Below are 20,079 nucleotides of genomic sequence, written 5' to 3'. Positions count from 1 at the left end.
GGACAATTCCGGTTTGTCCCTTACGGGGATGGGTTTTGGGCGAATTTGAAAAAAAGTTTGCTGGGGGGGTTGCGCTAATGGCGATAAGTTTGCTATATTAATTTTCACTGCTGGTGTAACTCAGTTGGTAGAGTAGCTGATTTGTAATCAGCCTGTCGCAAGTTCGAGTCTTGTCACCAGCTTATTTAATGAAATAAAGGCTAGATAAAATTTCTAGCCTTTATTTTTTTTGTCTCGTGTCTCAAGGCGTTTGTCACCCGCCTCAGCAATTTTGATTTTTAAGGTAATCTTTTTTCCAAAAATAGAAATATCGAGAGCTAGAGTGAATCGGGCGATCGCCAACTAGAGTTTCTGATTATCAAGTTTGATTAAATCTTAGCAACTAAAGTTAGCAAGTTATTCTACACTAACTTTGTCAGCAGTTTACCAGAGTAGTAAAATGTCCCCTTGGGTAAAAGATCCACATTCAGGAGGAGTGAAAATCCCTCCGGCAGTTCAAGAACGGGTGAAGCAGCGTATTCTCGATTATGCTGCTGCTAACTACGCTGGTAAATACACTCGCCTAGGCATTCGCTTTCGCAGTCAGTTTTGTTACATTGATGCCTATACAGAACCTGAGATAGCCCTAGATTTTCCGAGCAAAGAGCTTGGCATATCTCGTGAAGAATATTTAGAACAAAGGCGAAATACCCCCCTTCACCTGTGTCGGCTGCGTTACTTTAGTGATGAAGAAGCTTGGACTCTGGGGTTTTACGCCTATAGCAGTGAAAAATACGAGCCTTGTATGTTCCCAAATGGTAGTTTCTACGGTACGCCTGAAGAAGCCTTTGAGATATCTTCTATGTACTTGGTATAACCCAAAATGAGCGAATATCAATATTACGAATTTCAAAGCGTCGATCGACCTTTGACTCAATCAGAACAAGAAGCAATCAGCAAACTCTCTAGTCGCGCACAAATAAGCTCTAGTAGAGCTATTTTTCTTTATAACTATGGAGATTTTCCGGGTCAAGAAAAACAAGTATTAATCAAATATTTCGATGCTATGTTTTACATAGCTAATTGGGGATCGTTACAGCTAATGTTTCGTTTTCCCAAAGGTTTGATTGATATCGAACTGATGCAAAAATATTGCGTTGAAGATATAGTTGAGGTTTCGGAAATTAATGATTTTGTCATTTTAGAAATTTCTATTAATGAGGAAGAAGGTTTTGATGGGTGGATAGAAGGAGAAGGAAATTTATCCTCTTTGATAGGTTTGCGCCAGGAAATTTTGCAGGGAGATTATCGTTTACTTTATTTGGCTTGGCTGAAAGGGATTACCTATCTTGATGAACTCGACGACGAAGATGAAGATGAGCGAGATGATGATGATGAAAATGATGATGAAAATGATGATAAAGAAGGACTAGAGCCACCTGTTCCTCCTAATTTCGGTAAGTTATCTTCATCGTTACAGGCTTTTATCGATATTTTTGAAGTGGATGAGCATCTACTGAAAGCTGCAATCAGTGCGAGTGTTACTAAACCTTCAATTCCCGAAAGTAGCATCACAGAAGCTATCAAAAAACTTGATCGTTCTGAAGTTGATACTTTATTACTGCGGTTACTCAAAGGAGAATCTAATCTCTCTATTGAATTGCGTAACAAATTATCAGCAATGATAGAAGTTAAGCAAGATCAGAATCCCGGTAAACGAACAATTCGTCAGCTTTTAGCAAGCGCAGAAAAGGAAGAAAAACAGGAAGAAGAAAGAAGAGGAAAGGAAGCTAAAGCTGCACGAATTAAAGAGTTAGAAGCTTTGGCTAAGCGAGAAACGGCTGTTTGGGAAGATATAGACGCTCTCATTCAAAAAGGAACTTCTAGCTCTTATGATGAAGTAGTGCCTTTACTTTTAAAACTCCAAGATTTAGCGGAGTATCAAAAGCAAACAGTTAAATTTTTCACACTGGTTCAACAACTGCATAATAAATATAGCAGTCGCTCTGCATTGAAAAGACGTTTGCTTAAGGCGAATTTATTATAATCGAATACGCTTGGGTTAACGGTTTGTATAGCCCGGAGATTCCCCTAAATCCCCCTTAAAAAGGGGGACTTTGATGCAGCTTTTGTCCCTTTTTTTAGCTGGGATCTGGCTTAAATGAACCGTATTGCATTTTACCTGACAATTTGACCTAACACAGCGCAGGCTTTTTTCAACCAGGCGATTGTTGCTGCATCAAGTACGGGTGAGAGTTTCTCGACTACCGAAGCGTGATAGTTGTTCAACCATTGTAATTGAGTCTTTGACAGCCGATCGCCATTTATCAATTTCCTTTCAAACGGAATATACGTCAGCGGTTCAAATCCGTACCAAACCGAACCGTTTTTTGAGGGCATTTCCCTGACAATATAGAGATTTTCGAGACGAATTCCGCCCCATCCCGGTTCGTAATATCCCGGTTCGATGCTTGTCACCATTCCCGATTCCAGCGGATATTGGACAGATTTGCTGATGCCGTTGGGCCCTTCGTGAACGGCTAAAAATACGCCGACTCCGTGCCCAGTGCCGTGTCCGTAGTCTAGCTGTTGTTGCCATAATACCGCACGGGCGATCGCATCTAACTGCGAGCCCGTTGTACCTTTAGGAAATTGCTGCGCTGCACAGTTGATGTGCGCGATTAAGACTGTGGTGTAATGTTCGATTTGCAGCGCCGTCGGTTCCCCGACAATCATGGTTCTGGTGTCGTCCGTTGTGCCTGCTAAATACTGTGATCCTGAGTCTAGCAGCAGCAATTCTCCGGGTTTTAGCGTGATTTCGGGGCTGGGAGTGCCGTAATGTACGATCGAGCTATTTGATCCAGCACCTGCGATCGTTCTAAAAGATAAACTCTGAAAATCAGTTTCTTGCTGATAAAAACCTTCGACAGTTTCTTTAACATCAAACTCTGTCAATACATTACCATTTTCAACCTGCTCTGTCAACCACATTAAAGTCAGAGTTTTCGCTCGACTTGCCTTAAAATTAGCCGATTTCATCTGCTCGATTTCCACCGGATTCTTCCGAGCTTTCATCCCTTCTATAGGATTCTGATCAAAAACTATTGTTATTTTATTTTCAGCTTTTTGCTGGTCTAAAATTAACTGGTACGTGCCTGCTGTGCTGTGTTTAGAGTCCAATAGCACCCGAACTTTTTTCGGCAAACTGACACAAGATACTAAAGTTGACGGATAGGCTGTGTAGGGAAGCAAAGTTATATCTGCCGATATTTCTTGCTTGATTTCTAGTGAAACTCGTTCAGGATTGGTAAACAAAAACGCTGCATCTGTGGTGACAATCGCGTAAGATATAAAAATTGGAATATTGGGAATATCCGAGCCTCGGAGATTGAACAGCCACGCTATTTGATTCAGGTTACTAATCGGCAGCACGTCGATGTTAGCTTTTGCCATCGCTTCCCTGACTCTGGCTAATTTTTGGGCCGCCGTTTCTCCGGTCAGAGATGCAGGTAAGCTAAAAATGGGAGATTCGTCAATCGCGGGTAAAGTCTCTACTGTTTGTCGAACTTTGTCTGCTAAATTCTCCCGGATTGATACTAACTCAATTCCAGCACTCGCAAATTTCTTTACCCATTTTTGATATTGCTCTGTTGATACAGTAAACGGATCAAAACCAAATCTAATTTTAGTTGATTTAGGTGCAGATTCTGCCAACTTTTCTAAAGTTTCAATTAAGCTTAAATTTTCTTCTAACCCAAGTTTAGATATTTGAATAATTCCCGTATCGACTTGTAACTCCGCTTGTTCGTAATAGCGAGAATCCACAAATAACCAAGCAGAATCTTGGCCAACCAACAAATCTCCGGCGGAACCGGTAAAACCTGAAATCCAAGCTCGTCTTTGCTTAGCTGCTGGGACTGATAAATTAAAATGTTCGTCAACCGCTGGGATGAAATAGCAATCTAAGTCATTTTTTGCCATCATGACTCGCAAATTGGCAAGTTTAGCTAAGATTGAATCTTGATTATTTTGAATAGCTTTGAAGTTACTTGTAATCATATTTTATGCTCCTAAAATTGTCTTCAAACCTTTAACCAACCTACTAATTCCAGCCGCCGCTGTTTCAGTTTCCATAGCACCGTAAGCAACCCGCAAATAGCAGCCACTATCCATCCCGAAGGTTGTACCGGGAAGCACTGCTACGCGATATTCGCGAATTAATTTTTCTACTAATTCCATTGTATCGAGCTGTGTGTCAATTTTCAAGAAAAAGTAGAAAGCTCCACAGGCCGGGGAAATTGTACACAGATTTTGGATTGTATTGAGTTCGTTTAATACGAGTTGTCGCACAGATGCGATCGCCCTTACATAATTATCGCAGTAACCTCTACCAACTTGCAAGGCTCCCAGGGCTGCATATTGAGAAATTACCGGCGGACAAATTAAGATGGTATCTTGAATTTTCCTCACTGAAACCAGCAAATGTTCTGGGATTACCATATACCCGATGCGCCAACTCGCAAAACCGTAGGCTTTAGAAAGGCTAAACAGGGAAATTGTATGTTCGTTGCTATGGGGAAAAGCTGCGGGGGAACAGTGTTTAACGCCGTTATAGGTAAAATATTCGTAGGCTTCATCGCTGATGTGATAGATATTGTGTTGGCGGCAAATTTCGTTAACTTCCCGGAGTGCTTCGGCGGAATAAACTACACCAGTTGGGTTATTGGGTGAAATTGTGACGATGGCGCGAGTTTTATCGGTAATTGCTTGTTTGATTGCAGGGATATTAAGTTGATAATTAGCGTCAGTTTCTACTATAACTGGGCGGCAATTTGCCATGACTGCTGCCATTTCATGGTTGAAATAATAAGGTGATTGGATAATAACTTCGTCTCCCGCTGAGGTGATGGCAAGAATGGCGTTGGTAAATCCCATATTGCTGCCTGCGGTGACAACAATGCAGTTTTTATTGTTAATTTCTATGCCGTTATCTGTTTGGAGTTTGGCTGCGATTGCATCTTGTAATTGGGGAATTCCTTCGACGGCTTTGTATTTATGATTGTCGGGATTTGCGAAGAATTCGGGGATTTTGTTAAAGGATTCTTGGGGCGGATTGTAGTAAACTACGCCTTGTCCTAATGATATTGTTCCCGGATTTTGCCGGATTAGTTCGCCTACTACTGGGATGATTGGTGATTGTACCAATTGCATTCGAGTTGGGTGAATTTTCATAGAATTTAACTCTATTTTTAGGATAAAATTTGTTTGTAATCAGATAAGACGCGGTTTCAACCGCCCTGTCTTCTAAACTCTTTCAACTTCTATTCTAGAGCCTTGCGGTGACTTAAACACTTTAACTTGTGCGGGCAATCTTTCGCCCAATCCTTGAACGTGAGTAATCACTCCAATCAGCCTTTCTCGCTGCCGCAAAGATTCTAAAATCTGAGTAACGCTTTCGAGAGTTTCTGCATCTAATGTGCCAAATCCTTCATCGAGAAACAAGCTACCCAATTGAGCTCCTTGAGACAGTTTTTCTGATAAAGCTAAAGCCATTGATAGGGAAGTTGCAAAGGTTTCGCCGCCGGAAAGGGTGCGGACTCGTCTAGCTTCGCCACCATTCCAATTATCTGCTACCCAGTATTCGCCATCTTGGTTTCTCAACTTGTAGCGATTGTCGGTTAATTCTTGCAAAATTAAGGTGGCGCTGCCGACTAATTCTGCTTCTAAATGTTCTAAGATGTAGGATTGAAATTCGTTTGATTTCAGATTCTGCGCTAAGGTATGATAAGTTTGCTCTTGTTCTGCGAAGTTTGTGATTTGCTGTGACAGTCTTTCGGCTTGTTCGAGGGTTTGGGCGGCTACTTGAATCCACGCTAAAAGTTCGGCGCGGTTGTTGTTGGCTTGTTTGAAGTTTTCTTGGGCGGTGTGTTTTGCCGATCGCACTTGTGCTAAAGTATCTTCATCAGTAGTCCTGCCTGCGATCACCTCACTCAAATCCTTCGCCCGCGTCTCCAACTGAATTTTTGACTCGCGCATAGAGCGAATCGCATTTTCCCACTGCAATTGTTCGCTAACGGGCGCCACCGCTGCTAAAAATGTCTCTTCTGTAAAATCAACCGCTGTTAATTTTGCTAACCAATCCTGGTTTAACTGCTGTTTACTGGCTTGCGCCTGTGCAAAAACTTCTCCAGCTTGTTGCTCTCTTTCTGCTGCTTGAATAGCAGTATTTTGAGCAGTTTGATAAGATTTTTCCGCAACTTTTAGCAGATTTGCCAACTCTTGCTTCTCTTCTGCCAAGGCTTGTGCTAAATTAGCATAAGATTGATATTCGGTAATTTGATAAAGCGCGTTGACACAACTTTGCAACTGCTGCTGTCTGCGGTCAAATTCGGCGATCGCATCTTGATATTCTTGCTGTTTAGCAGCTTTTGTAGTCCCTGCAAAATTTAATCTTTCTTCGTAATTATTATACTCCAAGGATGCAATTTGAAATTGCTGCTCGGTTTCTCGGTATTGGCGATCGCTCTCTTTAAGGATTGCCAACTCCTGCTGCAACTGCGACACTTCCCATTCTTGCTCCTCCAGAATCTTCGAGATTTGCTGCTGCAATTCGCCAACTCTGTTCGCCGTCAATTCCAATATTTTAGCAATTTCTGACTGTTTTTGCTCGCAGGATGAAACTGCGCTTTTCCCCTCAGCCACCGCCATTTGAGCAGATTGAAAAACCTGATTTGCTACCGCCAGTTTCCGGCGCAAACCAGCGACATCTACAATCTTAGAAATCGGTAAAGGAGGGAGCAAATCGCTCTCAGGATGCACCCCCCCACACACCGGGCAAGTATCGCCAGAATTCAACGACATTCTGACAGCAGCAACAGTCTCTAAACGCGCCGCTTCCGCATTAGCAGTTTCCGCCGCTTCTAACTCACCACCGCACTCTTTGAGCCGGATTTCTGCCGCTGCTAAATTAGTGGCAACTGCGACATAATTCTGTTGAGCGCTTTCTTTTTCTGCCAGAGACTTATCCAACATTTCCTGCTGACTTTTTCCCTGCTTGGCAATAAGCTGAACTTCCACCAATAAAGGTGCAATTTCCTGCAACTGCTCTAAACGCTTTCCTCCCGGCGAATACTGTTCGAGCAGTACCGCTGCTCTAGTAACTCGAAAACCCGCACTCTGAATTTTAGTGTTAGTAGCTTGCAATTCTTTATCTGCTGCTTGGAAAAAGCGGAGTTTTTCCTGTTGTATTTTTTGGGCGATTGCAACTTCTTTTTCTAATTGAGCGCGCTGTTCTTCATATACTTTAGCAGCAGCCAGAGCATTTTCGCGAGCCTTAAATTGTGGTGCTAGTGCCTCTGCTTTGGCTTTAGCCTCGTCAAGTTGCTGTTGTTCTGCCGCCAACTCGCAGCGAGCTTTAATTAATTGTTCCCGCGCTGATTGAGCGGCTTTTTCGGCAGTTTCATGCTGACTGCGAGCCGATCGCACTAAAGCCCAATCTCCCTGTAAATGATTGGCAGCTTGCGCTCTTTCCAAACGCCGTGCTAAAATTTCAATGTCGGCGGAACTCGCATTTAACTCAGCCAATTTTTGTTGCAACTCTTGCCAACGAGCGATTTGTGAAAATAGCTGTTCCTCTTCGTCTAACGCCTTCTGAGCTTTCATCACGGCGCGCTCGAACTCAGGTAACTGCTGCTCTAAAATTCCAAGTTGCGATCGCTTTAGATCTACCTCATCCACCGTCGGCGCGGTCAAATCAGCCAACTGCCTTTCCACCATTTCCCGTTCCTGTTTCAGCAACTTTGCGAGCTCATTTGCTTCCTTCCGCATCTGCTCAAAAATCTCAAATCCGGCTAGCTGCCGCAAAATTTCCCGGCGCTTAGAAGTATCCCCTTTAATAAACTCATCAAACTTTCCTTGAGGCAGAATAATTGCTCGCGTAAAAGTATCAAAATCCATCCCCAAAATCTGTTCGATCGTATTTTGAACAGCAACAATACTCGTTCCCAAAGTTTCCCACTCGCCGTTTTGCCAGAAGTCCAAAATCACCTTATTTTCAGGAGTTTTTGGACGAAAACGCCATGTCCGCGTCACCCGATACTGGGCAGAACCCACAGCAAAACGCAACTGCACCTTTAAATTTTTACTACCTTGACTTGCCAAATCACCTACTTGCTTGCCGCTGCGAGTTGTCATCCCAAAAAGTGCGTAAGTCATCGCATCTAGCAGCGAAGATTTGCCCGCACCTGTAGCACCAGTAATTGCAAACAAATCGAGTTGAGAAAAATCTAAACGCTGTTCCCGGCGGAAGCTGGTAAATCCTTCGAGTAAAAGTTCTAGGGGACGCATACTGATTTTAGATTTGAGATTTGGGAATTTTTACAATTATGTTGTTTCGAGTGCTATGGCACTTATCAAGTCCGTTCGGGAAATCACGAGCAATGGCAAAGAATTACCAATTACCAATTACCCATTACCAATGACCAATGACCAATGACCAATTTAACTATTAACTGTTTCCTTAAACTTCTTATACAAATCCTGAAATCCCTCCAATACAGCGGGTTGCGGAGTCGTTCCCAAGCGGTTTTGATAATAGTTGCAGAACTCTGCCGCCGGATCGAAATTATTGGGATCGATATTAGTGTTCTCTGTGGCTTCTAGCAGTGCATCCCGATAGCGCGGCTCAATTAACAGCGCTTGAGAACAGATTTGGCGGACGCGATCGGCTAATCCGATTTGCGGGCTATCCAGTTCGACAATTACCTTCAAGTAACCCGGATGATATTGATGAGCTTCTAAAATTTGATCGAGATTGTCATTATCACATTGAAGCACTTTTAACGGCTTGTGGCAAGCCACAGGTCTAAATTCTACCTTAGCCTGACTTCCAGGCTCAACTTCGATCAAGCAAAATCCTTTTTCCTGTTCCGCTTCTCCGAAATCTAACTGAATCAAAGAACCGGAATAATAAGCTGGGGAATTCTTACCAATGCGCTGGTGAATGTGGATGTGTCCGAGGGCGACATACTGAGCTTCCGGCGGCAGAGTTTGCGATGACAGCAGGTATTTTTCTCGCGTGTAATAAGCGACTTCGGATTTAGCCAAGCGAGCGCCGTCTATGCTCATGTGTGCCATCAGCATATTCACCGTATTGTCGCGAAAATCTGTGGTTAAATTTTGCAGTAAATCTGCTACAATTTCGCGGTAATCTTGGCGGCGGTTAGCGTCGCCGGAGTGCCAGAGAGAATTAGCATCTAACAGTCTTTGTTCGGAAGCAAAAGGCATTGCTCCCACGCACAGTTTACCACTTTTTGTATTGAGAGTAATCGTGCCACCGTCTGCCGATCGCCTGGGTTTACCTAAAGCGCGAACGCCGGCGAGGGATAGCAGTTGGGCGATGCTGTCGATGCGGGATGCTGAATCGTGATTACCGGCGATCGCAATTGCGGGAATTCCGGCAGCTTGGAGTTCGCAGAAAAAGTGATAGGCAATGCGTTCAGCGTAGGCTGGAGGGTTGGGAACGTCAAAAATGTCTCCGGCAACCAACACAGCATCGACATCTAGCTCTTTGGCTTGTTTCAAAATCTGTTCCAGGGCGATCGCAATTTCGGAAGTGCGATCGATCCCTCGAAAACGTCGTCCCAAATGCCAGTCAGCAGTATGAATTATTCGCATAGTAAGAAGAAGGAAGTTCGACAGTTGACAGTTGACAGTTGACAGTTGACAGTAAACTTGAGCGCGAGCCGTATTTTATGTTTAATTAGGTAAATTGATAGTGGATTTATCTATAAAGTGTACAAGTTCATTTCATACGGGATGTATTCTATGACTTATCTTCAACCGATTGGCGGTTAACTCGAATCAGCATACCTCTCAAAGTTTCGAGATTAGCAATAGCCTCATTAATCCGCGCCGCCTGTCGCTCTCTATTTGAATCATCTTTACAAACAATGATACCAGCATGGTCTGGCTGTAATGTATGCAGCTTGATAAAATGACGGCGATTGAGCGTTAAAATAGCGCGATTAATACTCAATGCAAAAGCTAATACTTCTTCATCAGGAATTTTTTGATTAGCATTTCCTGCTTCCTGTACTGTCAGGACATCGTGACCTAAAGTCCTTAGAAATTCCACAACTCGCTTTGGATATTGTTCATCTGCATAAAAAAATGCCACTTTTCAATCATCCTCATTTTCTTGAATTGCTGTTTCAATCTCGTCAGGATATGCCTCAGCATAAGCCCAAGCATTCGCCAAGTCAGCGGCACGCAGAGTCGGATAATCTTCTAACAGTTCAGATTCCGAAATACCTAAACGGCGAGCATTCACCAGCACCCAAACAGGAATGCGAGTTTGTCTGATGCAAGCATCGCCACCACATACGCCAGGAGTCTTTAGAATTCCAGACCAAAAGTTGGTTAAACTTTGAGCTAAAAATTGTATAGCTTGAGTCTTTTCCTCTGGACTTAACGCCAGGAGCTGTGGTTGCAATTCTTTCAGTGTCATATTCGTAATTAGTGAGGAAAATCTACGTTTTGTCACCATCAAACTATTCTAGCACTTGCTACCCCAAATTTAATTCAACATATTTAACGGTCAATCGTAGGGTGCGGCGAACCAAAGTGGAGAACAGAATTAATTATTCGCATAGTATAAGTGAATTTTAGACTCGATGTATTCTATGACTTATCTTCAACCGATGGGCGGTTAACTCGAATCAGCATACCTCTCAAAGTTTCCAGATTAGCAATAGCCTCATCAATCCGCGCCGCCAGCCGCTCCCAATTTTGATCGTTCGTGCATACAATAATCCCATTATGGTCAGAACTCAACTTGTGCAGTCGAATAAAATCGGGTCTGTTAAGTGTCACAACAGCACGATTAGTGCTAACAGCAAAAGCTAAAACTTCATCATCAGGTATCTTTTGATTTGCCTTCCCCGCTTCTTGAACAGTCAGGACATCATGCCCCAAATTGCGGAGAATTTTTACAACCGGAAATGGGTATTGTTCGTCTGCATAAATACGCACCACAGTTTATGCCTCTTCTTGTTCTAGAATAGCTCGATCGATCTCATCTACGTGTGCCTCTGCATAAGCAAAAGCATTTACCAAATCGGCCGCACTCAGATCGGGATGACCTTCTAAAATATGAGCATCGCTAGCACCTTGACGGCGATAACTTATCAACAGCCAAACAGGAATCCGCGTTTGTCTGATACAAGCTTCGCCGCCCATTACGCCAGGATTCTTTTGAATTCCTGACCAAAAATTGGTTAAACTTTGGGCTAAAAATTGTATCGCTTGAGTCTTTTCCTCTGGACTTAAAGCCAGGAGTTGCGGTTGTAATTCTTTTAGTGTCATATTCGTAATTCGTACTAAATGGTAAAAAAATATGTTTTGTCACGATCAAACTATTCTAGCACTTTCTATATAGATTTTTTCAACATATTAGACCTCTTGCAAAAATAGGAACGGGCAAGATGCCCGTTCCACAAAAATATTTCTTTTCTGTGGAACGGGCATCTTGCCCGTTCCAAAATTTGATTAAAAAACCTTTTAAAAGATATATTTGGAAATGCAAGTTGTCTGGCTTGCATTTTCAAATATAGAGCTATGTAATTCATAATTTTTATTCAAACAATATAAAAACGTGCCACTTTTCAAATAACAATCTAAATCAACACATTCATTCAACAGGCTTTACATCGTGAAACCGAGTATAATCTACCACCCGCCCACCATCCGGCATTCTCAGAATAATATCTACAAACCGCATATTCCAGACAATTTCAGCAGCTACAAAAGAATGCCGCGCGTGAATAGTTTGCGAAACAGTGTCGTCAATTCCCGTTAGCGTAATCACAATTTCTGCTTGCTGCTCAATCAAATCTATCGCAGTAAGTTGGTACAAAGGACTATTCTCATCAATTGCGTGCATAACCGTCCAAGTTAATGCAAAAATAGGAGATTGACTCCGCATTAATTGCAAATCGTAAAAACGCCGCATATATTCTCCTTCCGGTGTTACCTCGTCGCGGATCAAAGTAGCTCTTTGCTGCGCTTCTAAAATTTGATTGAAGCGCTGATTTCCCGTGCGATACATGAGAGTAGGAACGCCATTAAAAGGAGCGATTACAGCTACGCGGCTGAAGATAACTCTAGCTGTTGGTCGGGAAAATCGCGAAAAAGCTAGTCCCGTCACCATTGCCACTCCCCACAAAGCATAAAACGCTTCGATCGCGACTATAGTATTAGCGTAATCCGTGCGCGGATACATGGCACCGTAGCCGATTGTTGCCATTGTTTGCACGCTGAAATAAAAGGCATCTTTGAAAGAACCGGGCCGTGCGTTAGCAATGCAATCTCCTCCCGCCAAGTAAGCTAAGGCAAATAAAGAATTCGTGAGTACATACGAGAGACAAATCAGAATGAAAAATTGCGGCCAAGAAAGAGTTAGCAGCCTGTGGTAGAGGTCGGCAAAATGCAGGCGAGGTACTCCCAACTTGACAATATTTAAGGTGAATTGTCCTTGTCGGCTGACTAAACGAGGCAGTGGCGGGCGGTTGCGGTGAATTTTCATTGCGATTTGTAACTGCGGCTGTGTCAAATTGTAACTATTACTTGGAGCCGGAAAACTTATCCTTTAGACTGATGTCTAATTCCAAAAATTAAGATAAAAGCGGAGTTTAGAAATGGTTGAGCTTAACTGGCATGACTATCTCGTTATAGTTTCTTTTGTGGCTTCTATTGCGGGTCTAGTCCTGCTGGGTGATAATCGCAACTCGCAGCCAACTGACGATCGCACTTTGAGCGAAGAAATCCTGATCAAGATGAGCTTTACTTACTGGATAGTGTACTGTATTTCTGTTTTTGGGCTGAAACTTCACTTACCAGAGGATAGCTGGTTGTTGCTCAGTTTGAAGCTAACTACTGTTCTTTCTTACTTGTTGACTGCTTCTAGCATCCTCAGCCTGCCGCTGCAACGCATGGCTGTTCGACAAATTGAAGATTAACAAAAGGTTTTTGTAGTGAGGACTTCAGTTCTTTCGAGCGCGGTGAAGAAGCACTAAGGTGATTTCTAAGAAAGAATTTACCGATTAGGAGGACGAACAGCAGTTCTCCCCTACGATGGAATGATGTTCTGTGGTAATTTTCATTCTGGAAATCACCTTAGTAACTTGTTCTTGTCCAATACTTATAAATTTTCCCGCCCACTTAACTTATTTCTCAAAAAAACTACGGAGTTAAAGACCCATGTTATCAAGCCGATGGACCCGCAACACTCTAGACTTGTATCGTGAAATCGGCGATCCGCCAGCCGATTCCGTCATTGAAAAAATCTTTGGGCTCAATCAGGTGGACGCTGTAAATAAACTTCTAAAAGACATTCAAAAGAACGATGATCTGGTGGCAGTCGAAATGCCTGACGAGCTTGAAGATTTCCTCAATACCACAGATGACTGGCCTTCATGGGCGGATCGGGAGCAGATCCGACTCGGACAGCAACTGTTTTCGCGTTATGGTATGCAAATGACGATGGCGTTGTTTTGCTGGTCGTTGCCTTCATGCTACTCCGGCGCCAAGGGAGCGCAGGTACTGAGTTTCACGCACCGGATCACCAAAAGGATACATCAACGCCTCATGGAAACCGCGCAGTTTCTCCTCGATGTTATGGCCGAGGGTGGGTTGGAGCCAAATGGTCGTGGGGTACGCACGGCTCAAAAGATCCGTCTGCTGCACACCACAATTCGCTACCACATGAGGCAATATCCCCGCTGGCGTGCTGAGTACGGTGTTCCCATCAACCAGGAAGACTTGGTTTGTACGATGCTATCCTTTGCACTGTTGCCCCAAGTCTTGACCAAGCTGGGATTGGACTTTACCACGGAGGAAGAAGCCGCGTTCTTTCACTGTTGGCGTGTCATTGGCAGCATAATGGGAATTCAGGAGGACCTGCTACCGGGCAATGTCGAGGATGGCAAAGCATTGTGGGATGCGATACTAGCCCATCATATAGCTCCGTCAGATGCCGGGCGAGAACTTACTGCTGCGCTGGTTGATTATATGAAGGAGCGCGTTCCCGGCAAGATGTTCGATGGTATCGTTCCCGTGCTCATCCGCGAGTTCTGCGACGAACGCGTGGTTGAAGCGGTTGGTATCGAACGCGCCGATTGGACTCGGCACTTTTTACGTCCACTGCGCTGGATTTTAGGAGTCAACGACGAGATGCAGGATCGCTCGAAGCTGGCGGCAGGGCTCAGCGGCGCATTCTCACGCAGGCTGATTGAGGGACTGCATTACCTCGAGCGGGAAGGACAAAAGACGGAATTCACGATTCCCAAGAGCTTGCAGGATAACTGGGGGCTGAACCTCCGTGAGAGATAGGTGATTTCCAGAATAAAAATTACCACACACCATCATTCCATCGTAGGGAAGAACTGCTGTTCGTCCTCCTAATCGGTAAATTCTTTGGCGTTGCTTAATCAGGGTATGAAACAAATAATTTTAAAATCCAGAAGCTTTGTGGACGCTGGTTTTTATGAATTGCATATTTAGCCTTTCATACCGTAAATCAGCAACGCCAATTCTGTCTTAGAAATCACCTAAAGTCCTGCCTGCAAAGCTATTTAAGTTATATTACCGGGCAATAAGCTCACAGCTAGCTGTGAGCTTGTTTAATGGTTTATTATCTGAGGGATGCAGATTAACGCGCCCAAAATGGCTAGGGTCGATCGCACTCGTAATTGAAATTACCATTCTGTTCCCGCCTTCCTTTGGCTGCGAAAATCTCAATCAATATCCGTTGGCGAAGCGGACTCGTTAGCGCATAGTATGAGGTGGAGTTGGTGAGCAGCCTACACTGTATGCGATAGCAGAGCGTGTAGGAGTATGTCACGAACTTAGTTTGTCAAGATTTAAAGCCTTTAGAGGTTTTCTTTTTATCCTGCGGTTTGGACTTTGACTTGTTGACTTCGCCTAAAGCTTCCTGAAATAAGTTGTGCAGGTGCAGGGGAACACTGGCAATTTCGGGGAGTTCGGGTTCTAAGGGTTTTTTGAATTCTTGCAGCAGGGCGTCTAAATCGCGATCGATCTGAAAGTCTGTGCGTTCCAATACAGTTTGCAGGATTTGTTGTAATTTGGCTGGATTAACTTTCGCTAACCGCCGCCAAATCCAGGTATTAATTGCCGGATCTTCTAGATAGTTGCGAACCAGCTTTTCGTAACCGGGAATGGTGGAAAAGTCTTCGGCTGTCAGCATTTCCGTAAATTGAGCGTAGGTAGACAAAAAGCTTTGCCCCCAGCGCGGATGAGAAAGTGCTGTCACCTTTTCGGCTTTCTTGAAGCGATCGGGCAATTCGACTTTCGGCACTACCATTTTTGAACTAGCATTGCTGTCGAGCATTACCTCAACTGCTTTAGTATCGGCGCCTGCTGCTGCGATGGCGGCTGCTTTGATTTCTTCTGGATCGACTCCGGCATCTTCAACGAGATCCGCCAGAGATTTAGTTTCATCAACACCAATATCAGCTAGGCGTTTTTTAATGATTACTTCCTGAAATTCTGCCAACTGTTTATTCAGGTGATATCCCGATAACGTCACTTCATCGCTGCCAAAAAATTCGGTAAAATCGTCGTGATACTGTTCTACCGATTTCCAAGCTTGCTCTAACAGTTCCGGGGCGTCGCTGTACAGGTTATTTTTGTAATTTTGCTTGAAATTGCCGATCGCAACTGCCAACTTCGGCTTGCCCAATTTCCCCATCGGAATTGGAGGCCCAGAGAGTATCCACCAGTCATCGGTGAGAGGCGCAATCCGAGCCCGCAAGATTTCTCCTAACTTAAAGCGAGACATTTCTTGCAGAAAATTAGCGCTGTTAGGCTTAACAGTATAGTGCTTCGCCGTCAGCCAGTTTGTCACCTCGAAGCTGTCAGGCGAAATTTGAGTGATTTCAAACAAACCGGTGAAGCTTTTTTTGCCCCAACTTTTTAGCAAACTGATCTCGCCCTCGGTTAAATCTGGCTGACTTTCGACAAAAAGGTCGATCGGCATTTTGTCTCCGACTTTACCTTCAACTGTAAAACTGTCAATCACTTGATTTTGCTGAGCAATATCGTAGCGCTCGCCAACCGCTTTAGTTGCTGCAAAAGCTTCTAAAGCTACCGCCAACTCTCCCTCAGCATCCAGCACAAAGTCAATTAAATTTTGCTTGAGTGTCCAAGCTCTTTCCAACATTGCATCCACAAGTTATACCGATTTTGAATGAAAGGATTTAGATTAACAATTATCGGACTTGATGCAACCGATGCTTTCGGGTTCTGGCTGCGATTGCTAACGCGGATTGCGAACAATCACAGAAATATAGCCTTTCTTAGAAAGATCAGGTACGCTTCCGGGATATGGCATCGGGCATCGGGCATCGGGCATCGGGCATACCTCACCACGCTTGAGAACCGCTATATGCGATCGATGCCTGAGTCCTGAATTAGTTTAATTTTAAGGCTAATAGTCAACAAAAAATGCCAATCTCAAACTTTTTTGTTAATAAGTTTTTTGGCGATTCAAGCCGCCAAACCAGCCCTGGCAAAATCTTGCTTCCTAAAAACAATGATTTCCACTCAGTTAAAAATACCCCTCTCAGATGTAGAGAGAGGTAAAAAATCCCCAAGATAGGACGTACGGTTGAAACCGCGTCTAGACAAACGAAGTCCGCGGAGGCGGTGTAAAGAAAATAACGCGGTTTCAACCGCCCGGTCTTCTGACGGTGTTAGCGGCCGTCTTTGTCAATGTCGCCAGGAACAGCGCGTTCCACCCGATCCCAAGCGTCGCGCGTGGCGTGCTTGGCTTTTTCCCACTGTACGTTCGACTTACCGCGATTTGTTTCGTAGTCGCGCTGCAAATCGTCTTCGAGTTCGTTGAAGCTCTTACCAGTACCGTTATAGCGGCTGTAGCCCTCATAACCGGTGCGGTATGCAGGCTGATAGTCGTCGTAAGTTGCGCTCGTATCCGCGTAAGGACGGGAGCTGTAGTTGTTTTGCCAGTAAGCATCTTCTACCGTGGGGTCGATCGCCTCTGCGACACCTTTACCCGCCAAACCACCGCTAAACGCGCCCACAACAGCGCCCACAACTGCTCCCACAGGCCCGCCGATCGCACCGCCGATCGCAGCACCAGCAGCACCCGCACTCGCAGCACCGATACCAGTTCCCACTGGATGAGCCCCTTTTTCCCCGGACAGCGGGTCAATGTTAGCATCAGGTTGCTTCACCGTTTTTGTGTCATCGTTCATGATATTTTTTCCTTTTATCTAACTGCAAGTCTGCTTAAATTTATCTTTTTAGTTGCTACTTATTCATCTTCCTTAGGGATGAATCTGCTAGCTTAAAAAACCAGGAAAGGGGAAGGATAAAACTGTCTTGGACGCAAAAAATTAGTGGTTTAACACGCAATCAAACGACGTAAGGTGCGCCCAGCGCACCCTACATAATAAGATTCAAGTGAGTTCCAATCTCTGCTCAACTGTGTCCTCAGCGAAGCTGAATATTTCGCAACTTGAGTTAGATAGAAAATTTCTAATTTATTCCTTGCCGGTAACCTTTTCGATCAGATTTTCAGCTTTTTGAACAATGCTTTCTTGCGGGTGTTCTGCCTTGTATTCCTTTAAACTTTCATCGTAAACCTTCTCGACCTTGGCAGGATTTTGAGCGGTGTTGACGATATCTTCGTAAGCTGCTTGGGGATTGAGATCCTCAAAACTTTCTGCGGGGTCAGTAATTTTAGCTTCCGGCTGCGCCTGACTGGTGTATTGACCTGCTGCATGAGCAGCCTGATTTGGTACTGCCACTATACCGGCCAGAGCAATGAAAGCCAGCATACAGACTAGCAAAATGCTTTGACTCAATGTTTGTCCCAGAGCTTTTAAAACCCGCTTCATATCAACGTCTCCTCGTATTTGGTCGCAAAAATTATCGTGTTTGTTGTCCCTTGCGGGCGATCGCGCATCAAGAACCTTGGTTGAACCGCAATTTTTGTCGCAGCTACCCTATCGCGATCGAGCGAACAGGGATATTTATCGTGCTACGAATTATAATAAGCCTCTAATTGCTATACAGACTTCTACCTGAAGATAGATTAGTAGTAGGGTGCGTCAACAGAGCGTTATTTTTTCCGGGAATCGAGTATCTATGAGCTGACGCACCCTACAGAATCGCACTGCTTTCATTACACCCATTCTTGATTAATCTTGAGGTGGCGACTCTGCATAGCTCGTTCAAATAGCTCCGTAGAAAGAGCTTGCTCTACCGACCAAACCCCCGGCTTTGTCAATTTGCCTTCTAAAATTAATTGAGCGATGCTGCCAGTACCGATGCCCGTAGCTGCGGCAGCATTTGAGTGTACCGCTGTCGATCGAACTTTAGCGGGTTTACCGTTTTTCATGCCGGTTACTTGCGATCGCACAGCCACGCCCACACCGCTAAAATTATTGCTAACAGCAGTCATCCCGTAGCTGACATAGGACAAAAACTCAATCACAGACGGATTTTTCAGCCAGCTATCGGGCCAGTATTTGGCAACAAACCAAGTCAAGTGATTGTAAAGGTCGGGAAAAGTGCCGAATTTGGTAACAACTGTTTTCACTGGGAAAGTTTCGGGCAAAGTAATTGCTTCCGGCATATCGAACCAGTAAACGCCAGTTTTGCCGTAGGGTTCGGGAAATTCTATCGTTTCGCGCTCGGTGTATGGCTTGATCTGCTGCATTTGGCCATCAATCAAAACCTCAAAAGGAGTTTGCAAACCTAAGAAAGTAGTCCGCATCACCGTCACACCAGCACCGCCCGAACCGCCGACAACGTAACTCAAATGGATGTGTTCTGCTGTATCTAATTGCTCGACATCTCGGCGCACCATGCTATTAGAAATTCCAGGGAAAATTCCCGTATTGATAATCGCAGTAATTCCAGCATTTTTAGCTGTTTCGCGCAATTCTAAAGCTCTGCGAGTAAAACTGCGGCTGTCGCTGACATCGCTATAATTAGCACCAGCCTCGATGCAAGTTTTCAATACGCTAGCGTCTCGGTAGTGAAATGGCCCGGCACAGTGCACGACGAGGTTAGAGGATGAAACAGCTTGCTGCAAAGCTGCACTATCTGCTAAATCTAAAGCTAAATAGCGCGATCGATCCGGCGGCAACTCTGGTGGAAGTGATCCATTAGGGTCGCGTCCGGTAATAGTAATTTCTGCGTCGGTGTGGGTAACAAGGTCTTGAGCAACGCTGTTGCCAATTCGTCCCCGCCCGCCGACAATCAAAACTCGGTTTGTCATCGCTAAAAATAGGGTAACGCTAATATAAGTTTCTCTATTTTCCGGCATAAATTCCATCTGCACAAAGGATGAATTTGTGATAATCTTAGACATCAAGATCGATGTCCCAGGTATCCGCAGGCGAACCGGGCCAAAGCAACTCTCCCAAACAACCATGTCCTAATTTTTCATTTACAGCCTAGTCTCCTTCCCTTAAATCCCGATCGAAAAGGGACTTAGATCGCTTTTTGCCCCTCGCTTTGTATAACGTTGATCGTCACACAACAGAGCGACATTACTTTTGACATTCAGTTGATATAAATGGGCAGTTGTGCTATACTAAAAGGTAGTTGATTGTGGTAAACTTTAAAAATACATTAGTCAGATTCTAATATTTACACTATATTTTTTTAACTTTAATTTCCTATAAAAATAAATATGACTTCAGAAGGTAATGTCGCAGACACAGGTATCTGGGAAAAAGCTAACCAACTAATCCGAGAAGGTAAAGCTCCAGATATATCTACAGCCTTGGAAATTCTTGACAAGCAAGCTAAAAGCGATGGGGACAAGGTAGAAAGGGAGAAAATTAAAACAACCCAGAAAGCTTTGGGGGACAGAAAAAACAGACACAGCAGCAAGAAGAAAAAAATGAAAAAGGAAAAGAGGTAAACTTCTCCAAGAGACATCTCCAAAAATTAGTCTGCAACTATTGTACTAATACTGCCGGATTTAAATTTATGGAGATGTCTAACTTTTACAAGCTATCGTATTGATATCGCTACAAGAATATTTCA

Annotated in this window: 18 protein-coding genes and 1 tRNA gene; 6 read left to right on the top strand and 13 right to left on the bottom strand. The window is 44.1% G+C overall.

The features are described from left to right. Positions 1–109: 109 nt before the first annotated feature. The 3 genes from K4039_RS12375 to K4039_RS12365 all read left to right on the top strand — a co-directional run bounded on the left by K4039_RS12375 (position 110) and on the right by K4039_RS12365 (position 2,026). Positions 110–182 (top strand) — tRNA-Thr (locus K4039_RS12375). Between the two features lie 257 nt (positions 183–439). Beyond that, the gene (locus K4039_RS12370) at positions 440–856 is read left to right on the top strand and encodes a hypothetical protein (protein ID WP_265235486.1); all 417 of its coding nucleotides are present in this window, start codon (positions 440–442) and stop codon (positions 854–856) included. A gap of 6 nt (positions 857–862) precedes the next feature. Further along, complete coding sequence (locus K4039_RS12365; protein ID WP_265235485.1) at positions 863–2,026, top strand: hypothetical protein; 1,164 nt, start codon at positions 863–865, stop codon at positions 2,024–2,026. Between the two features lie 131 nt (positions 2,027–2,157). On the opposite strand, the gene K4039_RS12360 is transcribed toward K4039_RS12365, so the two are convergent. The 9 genes from K4039_RS12360 to K4039_RS12320 form a co-directional block, all read right to left on the bottom strand. Further along, the gene (locus tag K4039_RS12360; RefSeq protein WP_265235484.1) at positions 2,158–4,038 is read right to left on the bottom strand and encodes a M24 family metallopeptidase; all 1,881 of its coding nucleotides are present in this window, start codon (positions 4,036–4,038) and stop codon (positions 2,158–2,160) included. Positions 4,039–4,041: 3 nt separating this feature from the next. Further along, on the bottom strand, positions 4,042–5,211 hold the full coding sequence (locus K4039_RS12355; RefSeq protein ID WP_265235483.1) for a pyridoxal phosphate-dependent aminotransferase: 1,170 nt from the start codon (positions 5,209–5,211) through the stop codon (positions 4,042–4,044). Between the two features lie 72 nt (positions 5,212–5,283). Next, entirely contained in the window at positions 5,284–8,325 is a 3,042-nt protein-coding gene (locus K4039_RS12350) for an SMC family ATPase (protein WP_265235482.1), read from the bottom strand. Between the two features lie 153 nt (positions 8,326–8,478). Beyond that, positions 8,479–9,654: an exonuclease SbcCD subunit D gene (locus K4039_RS12345; protein WP_265235481.1), complete on the bottom strand. Its 1,176-nt coding sequence runs from the start codon at positions 9,652–9,654 to the stop codon at positions 8,479–8,481. 148 nt (positions 9,655–9,802) lie between these two features. Further along, a complete protein-coding gene (locus tag K4039_RS12340) occupies positions 9,803–10,156 on the bottom strand; it encodes a DUF5615 family PIN-like protein (RefSeq protein WP_265235480.1) in 354 nt (117 codons plus the stop codon). 3 nt (positions 10,157–10,159) lie between these two features. Then, on the bottom strand, positions 10,160–10,486 hold the full coding sequence (locus tag K4039_RS12335; RefSeq protein WP_265235479.1) for a DUF433 domain-containing protein: 327 nt from the start codon (positions 10,484–10,486) through the stop codon (positions 10,160–10,162). A gap of 173 nt (positions 10,487–10,659) precedes the next feature. Next, positions 10,660–11,013 carry a DUF5615 family PIN-like protein gene (locus K4039_RS12330; RefSeq protein ID WP_265235478.1) on the bottom strand — a complete coding sequence of 118 codons (354 nt, stop codon included), beginning with the start codon at positions 11,011–11,013 and terminating at the stop codon, positions 10,660–10,662. Positions 11,014–11,016: 3 nt separating this feature from the next. Beyond that, positions 11,017–11,343: a DUF433 domain-containing protein gene (locus K4039_RS12325; RefSeq protein ID WP_265235477.1), complete on the bottom strand. Its 327-nt coding sequence runs from the start codon at positions 11,341–11,343 to the stop codon at positions 11,017–11,019. A gap of 325 nt (positions 11,344–11,668) precedes the next feature. After that, a complete protein-coding gene (locus K4039_RS12320; protein WP_265235476.1) occupies positions 11,669–12,562 on the bottom strand; it encodes an ion channel in 894 nt (297 codons plus the stop codon). Positions 12,563–12,674: 112 nt separating this feature from the next. Between K4039_RS12320 and K4039_RS12315 the strand changes: the two genes are divergently transcribed. Together K4039_RS12315 and K4039_RS12310 are read left to right on the top strand one after the other, a co-directional pair. Continuing rightward, entirely contained in the window at positions 12,675–12,995 is a 321-nt protein-coding gene (locus K4039_RS12315; RefSeq protein ID WP_265235475.1) for a hypothetical protein, read from the top strand. Positions 12,996–13,272: 277 nt separating this feature from the next. Continuing rightward, a complete protein-coding gene (locus K4039_RS12310; RefSeq protein ID WP_265235474.1) occupies positions 13,273–14,367 on the top strand; it encodes an oxygenase MpaB family protein in 1,095 nt (364 codons plus the stop codon). 523 nt (positions 14,368–14,890) lie between these two features. Here K4039_RS12310 and K4039_RS12305 read toward each other — a convergent pair. The 4 genes from K4039_RS12305 to K4039_RS12290 form a co-directional block, all read right to left on the bottom strand. Beyond that, complete coding sequence (locus tag K4039_RS12305; RefSeq protein WP_321161600.1) at positions 14,891–16,216, bottom strand: hypothetical protein; 1,326 nt, start codon at positions 16,214–16,216, stop codon at positions 14,891–14,893. A 532-nt stretch (positions 16,217–16,748) separates the two neighbouring features. Then, positions 16,749–17,270, bottom strand: a complete 522-nt coding sequence (locus K4039_RS12300; RefSeq protein ID WP_265235472.1) for a hypothetical protein — start codon at positions 17,268–17,270, stop codon at positions 16,749–16,751. Positions 17,271–17,558: 288 nt separating this feature from the next. Then, the gene (locus K4039_RS12295; RefSeq protein ID WP_265235471.1) at positions 17,559–17,915 is read right to left on the bottom strand and encodes a hypothetical protein; all 357 of its coding nucleotides are present in this window, start codon (positions 17,913–17,915) and stop codon (positions 17,559–17,561) included. 287 nt (positions 17,916–18,202) lie between these two features. Then, complete coding sequence (locus K4039_RS12290; protein ID WP_265235497.1) at positions 18,203–19,303, bottom strand: saccharopine dehydrogenase family protein; 1,101 nt, start codon at positions 19,301–19,303, stop codon at positions 18,203–18,205. Between the two features lie 417 nt (positions 19,304–19,720). Between K4039_RS12290 and K4039_RS12285 the strand changes: the two genes are divergently transcribed. Further along, positions 19,721–19,954: a polymorphic toxin type 34 domain-containing protein gene (locus tag K4039_RS12285; RefSeq protein WP_265235470.1), complete on the top strand. Its 234-nt coding sequence runs from the start codon at positions 19,721–19,723 to the stop codon at positions 19,952–19,954. Positions 19,955–20,079: the final 125 nt, after the last annotated feature.

This window comes from Lyngbya sp. CCAP 1446/10 (genome assembly GCF_026130175.1).
GTDB lineage: Bacteria > Cyanobacteriota > Cyanobacteriia > Cyanobacteriales > Microcoleaceae > Microcoleus.
This window is presented reverse-complemented; position numbering and strand designations above follow the sequence as displayed.

What these genes read in the sequence shown, in the direction of transcription:
- K4039_RS12290 (WP_265235497.1), bottom strand. Translation starts at nt 19,303, where the DNA reads ATGACAAACCGAGTTTTGATTGTCGGCGGGCGGGGACGAATTGGCAAC.
- K4039_RS12305 (WP_321161600.1), bottom strand. Translation starts at nt 16,216, where the DNA reads ATGTTGGAAAGAGCTTGGACACTCAAGCAAAATTTAATTGACTTTGTG.
- K4039_RS12360 (WP_265235484.1), bottom strand. Translation starts at nt 4,038, where the DNA reads ATGATTACAAGTAACTTCAAAGCTATTCAAAATAATCAAGATTCAATC.
- K4039_RS12350 (WP_265235482.1), bottom strand. Translation starts at nt 8,325, where the DNA reads ATGCGTCCCCTAGAACTTTTACTCGAAGGATTTACCAGCTTCCGCCGG.
- K4039_RS12300 (WP_265235472.1), bottom strand. Translation starts at nt 17,270, where the DNA reads ATGAACGATGACACAAAAACGGTGAAGCAACCTGATGCTAACATTGAC.
- K4039_RS12370 (WP_265235486.1), top strand. Translation starts at nt 440, where the DNA reads ATGTCCCCTTGGGTAAAAGATCCACATTCAGGAGGAGTGAAAATCCCT.
- K4039_RS12325 (WP_265235477.1), bottom strand. Translation starts at nt 11,343, where the DNA reads ATGACACTAAAAGAATTACAACCGCAACTCCTGGCTTTAAGTCCAGAG.
- K4039_RS12355 (WP_265235483.1), bottom strand. Translation starts at nt 5,211, where the DNA reads ATGAAAATTCACCCAACTCGAATGCAATTGGTACAATCACCAATCATC.
- K4039_RS12295 (WP_265235471.1), bottom strand. Translation starts at nt 17,915, where the DNA reads ATGAAGCGGGTTTTAAAAGCTCTGGGACAAACATTGAGTCAAAGCATT.
- K4039_RS12335 (WP_265235479.1), bottom strand. Translation starts at nt 10,486, where the DNA reads ATGACACTGAAAGAATTGCAACCACAGCTCCTGGCGTTAAGTCCAGAG.
- K4039_RS12285 (WP_265235470.1), top strand. Translation starts at nt 19,721, where the DNA reads ATGACTTCAGAAGGTAATGTCGCAGACACAGGTATCTGGGAAAAAGCT.
- K4039_RS12315 (WP_265235475.1), top strand. Translation starts at nt 12,675, where the DNA reads ATGGTTGAGCTTAACTGGCATGACTATCTCGTTATAGTTTCTTTTGTG.
- K4039_RS12345 (WP_265235481.1), bottom strand. Translation starts at nt 9,654, where the DNA reads ATGCGAATAATTCATACTGCTGACTGGCATTTGGGACGACGTTTTCGA.
- K4039_RS12320 (WP_265235476.1), bottom strand. Translation starts at nt 12,562, where the DNA reads ATGAAAATTCACCGCAACCGCCCGCCACTGCCTCGTTTAGTCAGCCGA.
- K4039_RS12365 (WP_265235485.1), top strand. Translation starts at nt 863, where the DNA reads ATGAGCGAATATCAATATTACGAATTTCAAAGCGTCGATCGACCTTTG.